The sequence below is a fragment of the Rhizobium sp. NPDC090275 genome, assembly GCF_044772225.1.
In the GTDB taxonomy this organism is placed as follows: Bacteria; Pseudomonadota; Alphaproteobacteria; order Rhizobiales; family Rhizobiaceae; genus Rhizobium.
This window is the reverse complement of sequence record NZ_JBIVYL010000008.1, coordinates 79,004-94,107: the sequence shown is the minus strand read 5'-3', so window position 1 is coordinate 94,107 and position 15,104 is coordinate 79,004. Positions and strand designations below refer to the sequence as shown.

Here is a 15,104-nt window from a genome sequence, read left to right as displayed (position 1 = left end):
GATCCGCCGGCTTTCTTCTGTTCAGATCATATAGAGCGATCAGCTCTGCCGCATGAACTGCTGGATGCGGCTATCGGCCGGGGAACTCTCCAGCTCTTCAGCTGTCATGTTGACGACAACGTGGCCATTTTCCATCATTACGACGCGGTCGCTGACGCGGCTGACGAAGCGCATTTCGTGGGTGACGATCACCATGGTCATGCCTTCGCGGGCAAGGCCCTCGATCACCTGCAGCACTTCGCCCACCAGTTCCGGATCGAGTGCCGAGGTCGGCTCGTCGAACAGCATGATCTCGGGGTCCATGGCAAGCGCGCGGGCAATCGCCACGCGCTGCTTCTGGCCGCCCGAGAGCTGGTGCGGATACTTGTTTGCATGCGCCGCCAGACCGACACGGGCCAGGTGGTTCATCGCCGCCGCGCGCACCGCCTGCTTGTCGCGATTGCCGTGATAACGCGGACCGAAGGTCACATTCTCAAGCGCCGTCATATGCGGGAAGAGATTGAACGACTGGAACACCATACCTAGACAGGTGACGCGGTGATGAAAATCGGGAACCATGCGGTATCCCTTCGCGTCCGCCGTGATCCACTCGTCTCCATCGAGCGTGATGCGGCCGTCGTCAATATCCTGCAGCGCATTGATCGTGCGGATGAGCGTTGTCTTGCCGGAGCCCGAGGGACCGATGATGCTCAGCACCTCGCCCTTGCGCACCTGAAGCGACACGTCAGACAGCGCCCGCTTGTCGCCGAAGCTCTTGCTGATGCCATCAATGCCGACCACGACCTCTTCACCGACGCGGCGTTCGCTGCCAGCGGCGCTTCCCTGGGCGACGGCTGCCGGCACGGCGATCTCGGCGCCGGTCATCCTGGATATGTCAAGGCTACCCTCGAGGCGCGCCAGGAAGAAGCTGAAGATCGAGACGACGAGCACGTAGTAGAACGACACCGCGACCAGCGTTTCGATGACCATGAAGTTGCGGGTATAGAGCCGCTGGCCGACGAGCAGGATTTCCGCGAGCGAGATGACCGAGACTAGCGAGGTCAGCTTGACGATGGTGATGAATTCGTTGCCGAGCGAAGGCAACGCCACGCGGATCGCCTGCGGCAGAATGATATGCCGATACTTGCCGACAGGGCGGACGCCGAGCGCGTGTGCTGCCTCATGCTGCCCCTGATCGACGGCGATGAGGCCGGCACGGTGGATTTCCGCGAGATAGGCGGTTTCGGAGATGACCAGCGCGATCAGCCCGGCCCAGAAAGGCACCGACAGCACCGGTCCGAGTGCCGGCATGAACTGCGGCAGGTTATAGACGAAGATGAGCAGCACCAGCAGCGGCAGGCTGCGGAAGAGCCAGATATAGGTCTTCGCGAACCAGCGCACCGCGCGCAGCCTCGATTGCCGGGCAAGCGCGAGCAGGAAGCCGAGCACGGTTCCGATGACCCAGGTCAGCACGCCGAGCCAGGCGACGAGCGCCGTCGCGCGCCAGAAGTCCGGATAGAGCACGAGGCTGAAGAGGTAATTCCAGTCGAAGTTCATGGGCGGGTATCCCCAAAAGAGCAGCGGCGCCGAAGCGCCGCGCATTCCTGTGTTGATCAGTCAGGCGAGCGCCTCACCGGCACCCGCCTGGAACGCTTACTGCCCGACAGCCGCCTTGAACTCGGCGTCCGTGGACTTGGCCACGCCATACTTGGCAAACAGCGCCTCGTAATCGGCATCGCCATCGAGCTTCGCCAGCGTGTCGCGCAGGAAGGATGCGACCTCGGTGTTGCCCTTCTTCACGCCGAAGCCGACGATGACGGGATAGAGCTGTTCGGTGGAGGTGACCTTCAGGCGGCCGTTCAGCTTCTTGGCGGCATCGGCGAGCACCGCCGAGTTTTCGAGCTGCGCGTCCACGCCGCCGGACATGACGGCCTGCGTTGCCTCGGGCGAGGTCGGGAATTCGCGGGAATCGATCGGGCTAGCGGCGCAAACCGTCGTGTTCAGCTTCTCGAGCTCGGGGATCCATGCCGCGCCCTTGATCGAGCCGACGCGCTTGCCGCAAAGCTCTTCCGGCTTGGTGAAGTTCTGGCCACCGGCGGCCGAAACCGCGATCGAAACGCCCGTCTTCATGTAAGGGATGTAGTCGATCTGCTTGGCGCGCGGGGCCGTCACATAGAGCGTGGAGGCGATGACGTTGAACTGATCGCTGGAGACGCCGAGGATCAAATTTTCGAAACGGGTGTCATGAAACGAGACGTCGCTACCGGTCTTCTTGCCGATCAGCTTCATCAGCTCGACGTCGAAGCCGGCGGGCTGGTTGGCGTCGTCGAAGTAGTTGTAGGGCGGATAGGTGAGATCGACACCGATCTTCAGCGTTTCCGCATGGGCCGCCGTCAGGGGCGCCGCCAACATGATGAGACCAGCAAGGAGTTTTTTCATGGACTGTTCCTCTCGATTGATGGCTCATTTTTGTTGAACAATTATGAGATTGCAATCCCCCTCGATGCATAAAGTTTCATCAAGGGACTGATTTCGAGCAGATTCGCCATCCGCATCCCGACGCAGGCGCTTGACGGGCAGCGGACAAGCGACTGAAATAACGAGATAAAACGAAGCATCTCAGCGAAGGCATGGCAATACGCCGAAAAAGACGTCGAACAGCATATCCAATTCCGAAGCAGGAGGCGCATGGATCTGCCAATCATGGAAAGCGAGACCTCCAGTGCATGACACCTCGGAACTTCCCTCGCCTCATCGCCGGCATCCTGACATGCGGACTTCACCTCTCTTGACATGCGTAAGTTGTTCAACAAAAATAAATCACCAAGGAGACCCTATTGACCAACCAGAATCCCCCCGACCGACCTCTTGTGCTGACGCAGACCGCCGCCGGCCTGCTGCGCGACAAGATTCTGCGTGGCGAGCTTGCACCCGGCGCGCCGCTGCGTGAGGTCGTGTGGGCGGAAGCGCTGAACGTTTCGCGCAACACGTTGCGCGAGGCGCTGCGGGATCTGGTTGCCGAAGGTTTGATCGAGCACCGTGCGCATTACGGCGCGACGGTGCGGGCGCTGAATTCCACCGAGATCAGCGAGATCTACGCGATCCGCATGACGCTCGAGCTGCGCGGCGTCACCTGCAGCGCCTACGCCTCGCAGGAAGCGATGTCCGAGTTGGTCGCCCGCGTCGAGGCGGTGCAGCGTGCGGCATTGGCCAAGGACTGGCAGCAGTGCGGCACCGCTTCGCTGGAGTTTCACCAGCAGATCGTAGATTTCATCGGCAGCCCGCGGCTGAACGACGTGTTCGCGACCGTCGCCGCCCAGGCCCGCCTCGCCTTCTCGATGGCGCCCGATGCGCGTCGGTTCCAGGAACCGTGGGTGGCGCGCGACGTGGAAATCTGCGGCCTGCTCTGCGACGGCGACCGCACGGCAGCCACCCGCGCACTCGAGCTCTATCTGCAGGAATCCGAACGCGTGGTGCTGGAAGCCGCCCGCGCCCAGAACCTGCCCCGCCCCAAGAAGACATTGGCGACGCCTGCCGATTGACGGCAGCCCGCCCGGCATATCAGGAGAAAATGAGGGATGAAGCCCCAGCCGATTACCAGTGGACCGGAAGACGCAGCGAGCCGCAAGGCGATCAAGCCGGTGATCTGTTATCCCGTCGAGACGCTGCCGCGCCCGGATCTTACGGCATACCGCGCCTTGCGCGACGATCTGGAGTTCGTCGAGCGCGTGGTCGTGCCGCCGCGTGATGCTGCCTGCTGGACCGTGCCGGCCGGCCATTTCTGCCGGATTCTCTCCAGCGAGGGCTCGCAGGTGGGCGATCTCAACCTCTTCAACGCCAACAATCTTGAGGAACGCCTCTTCACCGGCAAGACCCGGGCGCTGAACGGCACGCATGTCGGCCTCGGCGACCAGCTCTTCTCCAACATGCCCTATCTGCGCCCGATCGCGACGATCACCCACGACACGCTCGACTGGTACGGTTTCGACGAATTCGGCGGCTCGGTACATGACGTCATCGGCACGCGCTGCGATCCCTATACGCACAATCTCTTGAGCAATGGCGGCCAGTATCACCACTGCTGCCACTCCAACCTGACCCGCGCCTTCGCCGCGAAGACCGGAAAGTCGCTGCAGGAGGCCGGCACCTATATTCACGACGTGCTCAACGTCTTCATGTGCACCGGCTTCACGCGCGATACCGGCCAGTATTTCATGAAGGCAAGCCCGGTTCGTCCCGGCGATTATCTCGAGTTTTTCGCCGAGATCGATCTCCTCGGCTGCATGTCGGCCTGCCCCGGCGGCGATTGCTCCTCCGAGCATTCCTCGGACGCGGTTGCCTGCTATCCGCTGGTGGTCGAGATCTACAAGCCGGCCCGTCCGCCGGAAGGCTGGAGCGCGCCTGATATCAACGGTTACGACGGCACGCACGGGCTCTAAGCCATACAAAATAGTGTTACACCATGAGGCTCCCGCGACCTGTTCGCGGGAGCCTTGTTTTTAGGTGGGCTCACACACTGGCCGGCCCGTTGATCCTCACAAAGATCGAACCAAACCGCGTCTGCGACGTTCAGCTATCATGATTTTCAGAAAGGAGCAGTCCGATGAAGAGAACGTTAGCCGCAGTTTTTGCTGCAACAATCGCGCTCGTCGGAGGTTTTAGCCCGGTGATGGCGCGAGATCACCATCATCATGACGACACAGGACGCGCTATTGCCGGCGGTGTTGCCGCAGGAGTGGTTGGCGGGTTGATTGGTGGCGCCATCGCCAATTCCGGCCCTCGTTACGTGGATCCGCCGCCGCCCCGCCCACGTTGCTGGTATGAGGATCGCGAGGTCCAGAACGCCTATGACGGCGGCTCGCATGTCGAGTCGGTTCGTGTCTGTAACTAAGTGTCGAAAGACACAGACCTGCCGTGTCCCCGCATGGCAGGTCTCGCCGGATGGAATTCCAGGCTCTTCACCATTTGATCTTGTGGCGGTAAGCTTGCCCTCGGCAGGGAGGCCGCATGATCGACAAACTGGAATTTTTCATCGCGGTTGCCAATGAAAAGCATTTCGGCCGCGCCGCCCAGGAATGCGGCATATCCCAACCCTCCCTCTCCGCCGCCATTCGCCAGCTGGAAGACCAACTCGGCGTCATCCTCGTGCAGCGTGGCTCGCGCTTTCAGGGTCTGACCCCGGAGGGGCAGCGCGTGCTGGAGTGGGCCCGCCGGATTGTCGGCGACGCGCGCACCATGCGCCAGGAAATGCGCGCCGCCCGCGCTGGCCTTGCCGGCCATATCAGGATCGCCGCCATCCCGACAGCATTGTCGATGCTGCCGCAGTTGACCGCACCTTTTCAGGAGCGTCATCCCGACGTCACCTTCTCAATCGTCTCGCGCAATTCGCTGCAAGTGCTGAGCATGCTTGAGAATCTCGAGATCGACGCCGGCATTACGTATCTCGAAAACGAGCCGCTCGGGCGCGTGACCAGCGTTCCGCTCTATGCCGAACAGTATAATCTCATCACTGCGGCCGGCAGCCCACTGTCCGATCGAGAGAGCGTGACCTGGAAGGAGGTTGGCGATATCAGGCTCTGTCTGTTGACGGCCGATATGCAAAACCGGCGCATTATCAATCAGCTACTGTCAGAAGCTGGAGTGACGGCGCAGCCGACGCTCGAATCCAATTCGATGATCGTGCTGTTCTCGCATGTCCGTACTGGCCGCTGGGCCAGCATCATGCCACGCAATGTCGCGAAATCGTTCGGCTTTCCGGCCGAAATCCGGATGATCCCTATTGTCGAGCCGCAGGCGCACCATGTGGTTGGTCTCGTGGCGACCCACCGCGAACCATTCACCCCACTGGTCTCCGCGCTACTGCACGAGGCGCGCGTTCTCGTCGAGAAGCCGGATTTTCAATAGGAAAATCCTATCGACTGACGTGACAGCTTTATTGATCGCTTCGTCCTTCCCTGAGAAAGTTCTATATTGATTTGACGGTTCCGCATCGTCGGCTGATGGCTTTCTGGAGGAGAGCTTGCCGAACGCCCGTGGACGTCGCTGCTGGTCTGGGAGGGCCGCTGATGAATATTCGTGTCGCCAATGGCGATATCTCCGAACAGGTGCGCGACATCGTCGACCGTCTGAAGACGCTCGAAGGGCCGATGTTGCCGATCCTCCACGAGATCCAGGATGTGTTCGGCTATGTGCCGCAGGAGGCGCTTCCCGTCATCGCGCATGAGCTCAACCTGTCGCGGGCCGAAGTGCACGGGGTCGTTACCTTCTACCACGACTATCGCAACCACCCGGCCGGCCGACATGTGCTGAAGCTCTGTCGCGCCGAATCCTGTCAGTCGATGGGCGGAGACCATCTGGCCGAGCGGGTGAAGGCGATGCTGGGCATCGATTGGCATGGTACGACGCCCGACGGCGCGATCACGCTGGAACCCGTCTTCTGTCTCGGTCTCTGTTCGTGCTCTCCATCAGTGATGCTTGATGGAGAGATTCATGGCAGGGTCGATGTCGCCGATCTCGAAGAGATGATCACGGAGGCACGCAGATGAGTGTCCGGATCTATATCCCGCGCGATGCGGCCGCACTGGCGCTCGGCGCCGACAAGGTGGCTGATGCGGTCGCCAGGGAGATCGCCGATCGCGGTATTGATGCCGTGATCGTGCGCAATGGCTCGCGCGGCATGCACTGGCTGGAGCCGCTGGTAGAGGTTGAAGTCGCCGGGCAGCGGATCGGCTACGGCGCCGTCAAAGCGCGCGATGTCGCGGGATTGTTCGATGCCGGGCTGATGTCGGGCGGCGATCACCGGCTCTGTCTTGGCGCGGTCGAGGAGATCGCGTTTCTAAAGCGACAGACAAGATTGACCTTCGCGCGCTGCGGTGTGATCGATCCGCTCTCGCTTGCCGATTATGAGGCGCATGGCGGCTTGGCTGGCCTTCGCCGTGCCGTCGCCATGCAGCCTGCCGATATCGTCAAGGACGTCACCGATTCCGGTCTGCGCGGGCGCGGCGGCGCGGGGTTCCCGACGGGCATCAAATGGAAGACCGTGCTCGATGCGCCGGGTGCGCGCAAATACATCGTCTGCAATGCCGACGAGGGCGACAGCGGCACATTCGCCGACCGGATGATCATGGAGGGCGATCCTTTCGTGCTGATCGAGGGCATGGCGATCGCGGGGCTGGCGACCGGGGCGACCAAGGGCTTCGTCTATATCCGCTCTGAGTATCCGCATGCGATTGCCGCCATGACGGACGCGGTGGAGATCGCCGGACGCGTCGGCGTGCTCGGTCCATCGGTGCTCGGCTCGGGCAAGGCGTTCGAGATCGAGATCCGCACCGGCGCCGGCGCCTATGTCTGCGGCGAGGAAACGGCGCTATTGAATAGCCTGGAGGGCAAGCGCGGCATCGTGCGCGCCAAGCCGCCATTGCCCGCGCACAAGGGCCTGTTCGACTGTCCCACCGTCATCAACAACGTGATCTCGCTCGCCTCCGTCCCTGTCATTATGGATAAGGGCGCTGCCCATTATCGCGATTTCGGCATGGGCCGCTCGCGCGGCACGATCCCGCTGCAGATCGCCGGTAATGTGAAGCATCCCGGTCTGCATGAGGTGGCGTTCGGCCTGACGCTTGGCGAGATCGTCGACGAGATCGCGGGCGGCACGGCATCCGGACGGCCGGTCAAGGCGGTGCAGGTGGGCGGACCGCTGGGGGCCTATTTTCCGCGCGCGCTGTTCGATACGCCGTTCGACTATGAAGCCTTTGCCGCGAAAGATGGGCTTATCGGGCATGCCGGCATCGTCGTCTTTGACGACAGCGCCGACATGCTGAAGCAGGCGCGCTTTGCGATGGAATTTTGCGCGGTGGAGAGCTGCGGCAAGTGCACACCCTGCCGTATCGGTTCGACGCGCGGGGTGGAGACGGCAGACAAGATCGCCAGCGGTATCGAGCCGGAGAAGAACAGGGCGCTGCTGGCCGATCTCTGCAACACGATGAAATTTGGTTCGCTCTGCGCGCTGGGCGGGTTCACACCCTATCCCGTGCTGAGCGCGATGACGCATTTTCCTGACGATTTCGCGCCGGGGCCGATGGTGGAGGCTGCGGAATGATGAGCGCTGCATCTAACGTCTATTCCCCTCCCCAACCCCTCCCCACAAGGGGGAGGGGCTCAGGATGCCTGACCCTTCCCATTCCCGTCTCAACGCTTCCACATGCGGAAGAGCCACTGCAGCGCGATGACCGCGCTGCAGTGAAGCCCCTCCCCCTTGTGGGGAGGGGTTGGGGAGGGGTCTTAGCGCCATCCACGACAGCAGATCATTCTCTCACGGAGGCACACCATGTCCCTCGTTCATGAAATCGACTACGGCACGCCGGCCTCCGCCTCCGAGACCATGGTGACGCTGACAATCGACGGCAACCAGGTGACCGTGCCAGAGGGCACGTCCATCATGCGCGCATCGATGGATGCAGGCATCGAGATCCCCAAGCTCTGCGCCACCGACATGATCGATGCCTTCGGCTCCTGCCGGCTCTGTCTGGTCGAGACACAGGGACGCAACGGCCTGCCGGCGTCCTGCACCACGCCCGTTGCTGCGGGCATGGTGGTGTCGACGCAGACCAACCGGCTCAAGGACGTCCGTCGCGGGGTGATGGAGCTCTATATTTCCGACCACCCGCTCGACTGTCTCACCTGTGCGGCCAATGGCGATTGCGAGCTGCAGGACATGGCGGGCGCCGTTGGTTTGCGCGATGTGCGCTACGGCTATGACGGCGACAACCATGTCAAGGCGCGCGACAATGGCGGGCTCAATGCCAAGTGGGCACCGAAGGATGAGAGCAACCCCTATTTCACCTTTGATCCCGCGAAATGCATCGTCTGTTCGCGCTGCGTGCGTGCTTGCGAGGAAGTCCAGGGCACGTTTGCACTGACCATCGAGGGGCGCGGCTTCGATTCCCGCGTTTCGGCCGGCATGCACGAGGATTTCGTCTCGTCCGAGTGCGTCTCCTGCGGTGCCTGCGTGCAGGCCTGCCCGACGGCCACGCTGACCGAGAAGTCGGTGATCGAGATCGGCCAGCCGGAGCATTCCGTGGTGACCACCTGCGCCTATTGCGGCGTCGGCTGTTCGTTCAAGGCGGAGATGCGGGGCGAGGAACTGGTGCGCATGGTGCCGTGGAAGGATGGGCAGGCGAACCGCGGGCACTCCTGCGTCAAGGGCCGCTTCGCCTACGGCTATTCCAGCCACAAGGACCGGATCTTGAACCCGATGGTGCGTGAGAAGATTACAGATCCATGGCGCGAGGTGACCTGGGACGAGGCCTTCGCGCATGTCGCCTCCGAGTTTCGGCGCATCCAATACCAGTACGGCCGCGATTCAATCGGCGGCATCACATCCTCGCGCTGCACCAACGAGGAAACCTATCTGGTGCAAAAGCTGGTGCGCGCCGGCTTCCAGAACAACAATGTCGACACCTGCGCCCGCGTCTGCCATTCGCCGACAGGCTATGGCCTCGGCCAGGCTTTCGGCACCTCGGCCGGCACGCAGAATTTCGACAGTGTTGAAAAGAGCGATGTCGTCGTCATCATCGGCGCCAACCCGACGGATGGTCACCCGGTCTTCGGGTCGCGCCTCAAGAAGCGGCTGCGCCAGGGCGCCAAGCTGATCGTCATCGATCCGCGCCGCACCGATATCGTGCGCTCGCCGCATGTCGAGGCGGCCTACCATCTGCCGTTGAAGCCGGGCACCAACGTCGCCGTCATGACCTCGCTGGCGCATGTGATCGTCACCGAGGGCCTGTTCGACGAGCGCTTCATCCGCGAGCGCTGCGACTGGTCGGAGTTCGAGGACTGGGCGGCCTTTGTCGCCGAGCCGCATCATAGTCCCGAGGCAACGGAAGCGTTGACAGGCGTGCCCGCCGACATGCTGCGGGGCGCTGCCCGCCTCTATGCCACCGGCGGTAATGGCGCGATCTACTACGGGCTCGGCGTCACCGAGCACAGCCAGGGTTCGACGACGGTCATGGCGATCGCCAACCTCGCGATGGTAACCGGCAATATCGGCCGTCCCGGCGTTGGTGTGAACCCGCTGCGCGGCCAGAACAATGTGCAGGGCTCCTGCGACATGGGCTCCTTCCCGCACGAGCTACCCGGCTATCGCCATGTCTCCGACGATGCGACGCGCGACATCTTCGAGAGGCTGTGGGGCGTGAAGATCAGCGACGAGCCCGGCCTGCGCATTCCCAACATGCTGGATGCCGCCGTCGATGGCTCCTTCAAGGGGCTCTACGTCCAGGGCGAGGATATCCTGCAGTCGGACCCCGATACCAAGCACGTGGCGGCCGGGTTGGCGGCGATGGAATGCGTGGTCGTCCACGATCTCTTCCTGAACGAGACGGCGAACTACGCGCATGTCTTCCTGCCGGGCTCGAGTTTCCTCGAGAAGGACGGAACCTTCACCAATGCCGAGCGGCGCATCAACCGCGTGCGCAAGGTGATGAGCCCTAAGAACGGCTATGCCGACTGGGAAGTGACGCAGAAGTTGGCGCAGGCGATGGGGCTTACCTGGAATTACCAGCATCCGTCCGAGATCATGGACGAGATCGCGGTAACGACGCCGAGCTTCGCCATGGTGTCCTACGACTATCTGGAGAGGATGGGCTCCGTGCAGTGGCCGTGCAACGAGGCGCATCCCGAGGGATCGCCGATCATGCATGTCGATGGCTTCGTGCGCGGAAAGGGCAAGTTTATCCGCACCGAGTACATCGCCACCGACGAACGCACCGGCCCGCGCTTCCCGCTGCTTTTGACGACAGGGCGCATTCTCAGCCAGTATAATGTCGGGGCGCAGACGCGCCGTACCGAAAATGTTGTCTGGCATTCCGAAGATCGGCTGGAGGTGCACCCGCACGACGCCGAACAACGCGGCATCCGTGATGGCGACTGGGTGAAGCTGATGAGCCGCTCCGGCGATACGACGCTGAGGGCGCTCATCACCGATCGCGTCTCGCCGGGTGTGGTCTATACGACTTTCCATCATCCGGATACGCAGGCCAACGTCATCACCACTGACTTCTCCGACTGGGCGACCAATTGTCCCGAGTACAAGGTGACCGCAGTCCAGGTCTCGCCTTCCAACGGGCCGACGGACTGGCAGGTGGAGTATGACGAGCAGGCGCGGCAGAGCCGACGGATTTCTGGCAGGCTCGAGGCGGCGGAGTAAGGCGATGTCACACGGCACCCACGACAAGCTTGTCTATATGGCCAACCAGATCGCGGGCTTCTTCGCGACCCAGCCCGAAGCCGAGGCCGCGCAAGGCGTGGCCTCGCATATCAACAAGTTCTGGGAGCCGCGCATGCGCCGGCAACTGTTCGAGATCGTCGAGCGCGAGACGGATACGCTCAGTCCGTTGGTGCTGCGGGCAGTGCCACTGATCAAACGGCCGGCTGCTGAGACCCCATCGAGGTCTGAGGCAACCATCTGACTGGCACCACCGGCGGAATTGCAGCCGTCAGACAACAGCGCCGTTTAGAACCCAAAAGCGTCCGCGCAGCTTTGGTCTGATACTGCGGCTGGATAATTGCGACAATCGCAATTAAATCGAAATCATTCGTGCAATTGTTCGCCAGGGCAATTCCCTTCAATATCTCCTCATCAGACGAACGCGAGGTTCGCCGAAGGCGGCTTCGAGCCGCTGTTCAGTTTGCCGCCATTTGAGAAGAATTGAGATTGAGATCATGAAGTTACCTTCCCTCCCCAAACTCCTGAGCTTCAACGCGGGCTACGTGGATACGCTCGGATTTCTCGCGCTATCGGGCCTCTTCACTGCCCACGTCACCGGAAACTTCGTCACCTTGGGCGCAACTGCGGCACTCGGCCTTGGCGGAGCTTTGTCGAAGCTCTTGGCGCTCCCGGTATTCTGCTTCGTTGTCTTCGCATCGCGTCTGGCCTGCCTGAAATTGCAGGCCTCGGATCGATCCCCGATCCGCCCGATGCTCATCGTGAAGCTGGCTCTTCTCGCTGGTGTAGCGATCTTCGCGCTCTATCATGGACCGTTTCACGCGGACGAAAACGTCGTGACGCTTGTCGTCGGACTTGCCCTTGTTTCCGCGATGGCCATTCAGAACGGGCTCCACAGGGCGCACCTTTCGAAGGCACCTCCTTCCACCTTGATGACTGGGACGACAACGCAGATCATGCTCGACCTTGCCGACCTCTTGGTCAGCGCGAAATCGGAAGAGACGGCTGCGCTGAAGGCGCGGATCGTGAAAATGGGCACCGCGGTTATCACCTTCGCCCTCGGCTGTGGCCTCGGCGCCGCCGGCTACATGTTCGCTCCGGCCGCAGCCTTCACCCTGCCAGCCATTCTGGGCGCGATCGCACTCTTCGCCAGCACGGCAGGCGCCGAAGCATAATTCTCACACCCACAACTACCGGACCGAAGCAGAAGGAATGCCGCAATGGACACAGTTGGCGAAATCGGCGGCTTGGCAAGTCTGATCGCACCGATCCTCAAGCCGATGGCATCGGGCCTGGAGTTCTTCGGCGTCGGCGTCATCCTGGCCGGCGTGGTTGTCGCAACGGTCCGCTATATCAGAGATCTGGTGTCCCCGGCGACGCATGACGCCTATGACAGATACCGCGCGAACCTAGGACGCGGCATCTTGCTCGGGCTCGAAATCCTGATCGGCGCGGACATCATCGCGACAATCATATCGCCGTTGACCTGGGAAAGCGTCGGCCTGCTCGGGCTGATCGTCCTGATCAGGACCTTCCTCAGCTTCTCCCTTGAGGCCGAGATTAACGGTCAGTGGCCATGGTCCCGGGCGTCGAAGACGCGGCGCGGAAAGGCGTTGACGGTAAAGCGAAACGGTCTCAGCCTCGGGGCCAAATAATCTTCCGCTCCTTCGATATAATCCTCCGATCATTTTCATCCGACAGTGTCGGCAAGGCAGATCCTCGTTCGTCCTAGACGGGGAAAGCACCGAGAGGAGACCGGCATGAAGCTCTATTTCAGCAGAAATCCAAACCCACGTCTCGCTGTTGCTGTTGCCAGGTATCTGGACGCAACCATCGAATTTGAATTCGCGGCTCCTCTGGAGCCTGGGCAATCGGAACGCTACCTCCCCCTTAATCCCAATCTCCTGCTTCCGATCCTTGAGCGCCCGGGACGATCGCTTTGGGAAACCGATGCGATCGCTTGCTATCTGTCCCGACATACCGGTTCGAATTTCTGGCGCACCGATGACGATGAACCGGAGATGATCCGCTGGATGAGTTGGGCGAAGGATAATTTTGTGAAGGCATGTGACGCAGTCCATTGGGAGCGTGGGACGAAGCCGCGTTACGGGATTGGCACCTGTGAGGAAGAGCAGGTCGAAAACGGGCTGAAGCAGTTCCACCGGGCGGCGACACTGCTTGAGGCCGAGCTTGCCGATCGCATGTGGCTCGTTGGCGACACGATCTCCTTCGCGGATTTCCGCATGGCAACCTTCCTACCATTCAACGATGCCGCGAAACTGCCGATCTCGGACTATCCTGCCATCCAGCGCTGGTCGGACCGCTTGAATGATATCGAGGCGTGGCGTGACCCATTTGCTGGGCTCGACGCGCCACCGATGCCGCCACTTCCCGTTTGAATTGGCGAAATTGCCGAGGGCATATCGCGAAGTTTGAGTTGACGTTTCCGACGGCGACGCCACACTTGTGAACTGCAGCAATGTGGGAGGACGTTGATGGAAGACGCAAACCAGTGGCGCCACATGGCAAGCGCCCCGAAGGACGGCAGCCGGATTCTCGTGACGATCCATCCATCAGAACAGGGGCCGGCGCAGGTCGATCTTGCCTACTGGTCGAACGGCGATCGGTTTGGCTCGGAAGGCTGGCGCTCATCCGATTCCGCGCCCGGTCGCATCATCGAATATCCCGATCCGGAATTGAAATGCTGGATGCCCATGCCTTCAGCCAACATCAGCCAGAGCTCGCTGCCCTCCCCCTGGGAAGGCGATGATATCCTGCAGCTCGATGGATCCGGGATCTAGCGCATTGGCAGATCCACGGCCAAACCTTACCCGTGGCTCGCGTCGTTCGGCACCAGCGGCTCGACATCCTTGACCTTGGCGCGGTGGAAGATGAACAGCCCAGCCAGCACGATCACTGCAGCGCCGATCAGCGTCTGTCGGTCGGGAAACTCGCCGAAGAACATCCAGCCGAAGATGATCGCCCAGAGCAACAGCGTGTATTGAAGCGGCGCCAACAGCGAGGCGGGTGCAAGCTTCAGCGAGCGGGTAATCATCAGATGCGCGGAGCACGAAACGACGCCAAGCAGCAACAAAGCCATCAGCTGGCTCCCGCTAAATGCACTCCAAGTGCCAACGCTAAGCACTGCCCCGACAGCAAGACATCCAAGCGTCTGCAACGTCACAAGCGTGGCGTCAGGCGTCGATCGCAGGACGCGACCGAGCACCAGCGTCAACGAGAAGGAAATGCTGCCGATCAGACCGAACATCGAGGGCCATGAGAGCATCGCCGACGACGGGCGCAGCGCGATCACAACACCGATGAAACCGACCAGCACCGCCAGCCAGCGCCGCCAGCCGATCCGTTCGCCAAGCAGGAAATGCGAGAGCGCCGCGACGTAGATCGGACCGGCCATGTAGAAGGTCATGACGTCGGCAAGCGGAAGATAGGCGACGGCGGCGTAGAACAGCCCGGTATCAGCGGTGGCGAGAATGACGCGCACCAATTGCCATTGCGGCTTCTCCACCCGATAGAGCGAGGTGATCGGTTGGCGCGACAACATCGGCCCAAGCACGAAGAAGGCGCCGAGCGAGCGAATGAGCAGAACCTGACCGACGGAAAAGCTCGCAACGAGCCATTTGCCCATGGCGTCGTTGAGGGCGAACATGAAATCGCCGACGAGCATCAGGACGATACCAACCAAAACGGCGTTTCCGCCCGCGACAAGAGCCGCCTGCCTGTTCATGATTTTCAAGGCGCTCCGTGACGCCATTCTGTGACGAAATTCCGGCGGCAAACCCGGTCAAGGTTCACCACACCACGTCGATGCTTATTTGATTGGCAGATGCTTACTCCGGCGGCAAACCATGTTGCAAGAGAAGAAGCGGCCATTCTGCTCATC

Annotated in this window: 15 protein-coding genes; 12 read left to right on the top strand and 3 right to left on the bottom strand. The window is 61.6% G+C overall.

Annotated features, from left to right (window positions below; genetic code table 11):
• Nucleotides 1-39: 39 nt before the first annotated feature.
• On the bottom strand, nt 40-1,536 hold the full coding sequence (locus ACIQUB_RS20580; RefSeq protein ID WP_402931656.1) for an amino acid ABC transporter permease/ATP-binding protein: 1,497 nt from the start codon (nt 1,534-1,536) through the stop codon (nt 40-42).
• Nucleotides 1,537-1,632: 96 nt separating this feature from the next.
• Nucleotides 1,633-2,418, bottom strand: a complete 786-nt coding sequence (locus ACIQUB_RS20575) for a transporter substrate-binding domain-containing protein (RefSeq protein ID WP_402931654.1) — start codon at nt 2,416-2,418, stop codon at nt 1,633-1,635.
• Nucleotides 2,419-2,816: 398 nt separating this feature from the next.
• Between ACIQUB_RS20575 and ACIQUB_RS20570 the strand changes: the two genes are divergently transcribed.
• From ACIQUB_RS20570 to ACIQUB_RS20515, 12 genes are all read left to right on the top strand, one after another.
• On the top strand, nt 2,817-3,521 hold the full coding sequence (locus ACIQUB_RS20570) for a GntR family transcriptional regulator (RefSeq protein WP_402931652.1): 705 nt from the start codon (nt 2,817-2,819) through the stop codon (nt 3,519-3,521).
• A gap of 36 nt (nt 3,522-3,557) precedes the next feature.
• On the top strand, nt 3,558-4,418 hold the full coding sequence (locus ACIQUB_RS20565) for an urea carboxylase-associated family protein (RefSeq protein WP_402931650.1): 861 nt from the start codon (nt 3,558-3,560) through the stop codon (nt 4,416-4,418).
• A gap of 164 nt (nt 4,419-4,582) precedes the next feature.
• Complete coding sequence (locus ACIQUB_RS20560; RefSeq protein ID WP_402931648.1) at nt 4,583-4,870, top strand: hypothetical protein; 288 nt, start codon at nt 4,583-4,585, stop codon at nt 4,868-4,870.
• Nucleotides 4,871-4,986: 116 nt separating this feature from the next.
• Nucleotides 4,987-5,883 carry a LysR family transcriptional regulator gene (locus ACIQUB_RS20555; RefSeq protein WP_402931646.1) on the top strand — a complete coding sequence of 299 codons (897 nt, stop codon included), beginning with the start codon at nt 4,987-4,989 and terminating at the stop codon, nt 5,881-5,883.
• A 161-nt stretch (nt 5,884-6,044) separates the two neighbouring features.
• Nucleotides 6,045-6,524, top strand: a complete 480-nt coding sequence (locus ACIQUB_RS20550; protein WP_402931644.1) for a formate dehydrogenase subunit gamma — start codon at nt 6,045-6,047, stop codon at nt 6,522-6,524.
• On the top strand, nt 6,521-8,077 hold the full coding sequence (locus ACIQUB_RS20545) for a formate dehydrogenase beta subunit (protein ID WP_402931642.1): 1,557 nt from the start codon (nt 6,521-6,523) through the stop codon (nt 8,075-8,077). The genes ACIQUB_RS20550 and ACIQUB_RS20545 overlap by 4 nt, the downstream gene beginning before the upstream one ends.
• A 228-nt stretch (nt 8,078-8,305) precedes the next feature.
• On the top strand, nt 8,306-11,185 hold the full coding sequence (gene fdhF, locus ACIQUB_RS20540) for a formate dehydrogenase subunit alpha (RefSeq protein WP_402931640.1): 2,880 nt from the start codon (nt 8,306-8,308) through the stop codon (nt 11,183-11,185).
• A gap of 4 nt (nt 11,186-11,189) precedes the next feature.
• Nucleotides 11,190-11,447 (top strand): formate dehydrogenase subunit delta, encoded by a 258-nt coding sequence (locus ACIQUB_RS20535; RefSeq protein ID WP_402931638.1) that lies wholly within the window; start codon nt 11,190-11,192, stop codon nt 11,445-11,447.
• 253 nt (nt 11,448-11,700) lie between these two features.
• Nucleotides 11,701-12,378 (top strand): YoaK family protein, encoded by a 678-nt coding sequence (locus tag ACIQUB_RS20530; RefSeq protein WP_402931636.1) that lies wholly within the window; start codon nt 11,701-11,703, stop codon nt 12,376-12,378.
• A gap of 45 nt (nt 12,379-12,423) precedes the next feature.
• The gene (locus tag ACIQUB_RS20525) at nt 12,424-12,858 is read left to right on the top strand and encodes a DUF1622 domain-containing protein (protein ID WP_402931634.1); all 435 of its coding nucleotides are present in this window, start codon (nt 12,424-12,426) and stop codon (nt 12,856-12,858) included.
• A 105-nt stretch (nt 12,859-12,963) separates the two neighbouring features.
• Nucleotides 12,964-13,602, top strand: coding sequence for a glutathione S-transferase family protein (locus ACIQUB_RS20520; RefSeq protein ID WP_402931632.1), 639 nt, complete (start codon nt 12,964-12,966; stop codon nt 13,600-13,602).
• Between the two features lie 96 nt (nt 13,603-13,698).
• Nucleotides 13,699-14,004: a hypothetical protein gene (locus ACIQUB_RS20515; protein WP_113235010.1), complete on the top strand. Its 306-nt coding sequence runs from the start codon at nt 13,699-13,701 to the stop codon at nt 14,002-14,004.
• Between the two features lie 26 nt (nt 14,005-14,030).
• Here ACIQUB_RS20515 and ACIQUB_RS20510 read toward each other — a convergent pair whose 3' ends face one another.
• The gene (locus tag ACIQUB_RS20510) at nt 14,031-14,948 is read right to left on the bottom strand and encodes a DMT family transporter (RefSeq protein ID WP_113235012.1); all 918 of its coding nucleotides are present in this window, start codon (nt 14,946-14,948) and stop codon (nt 14,031-14,033) included.
• Nucleotides 14,949-15,104 lie beyond the last annotated feature (156 nt).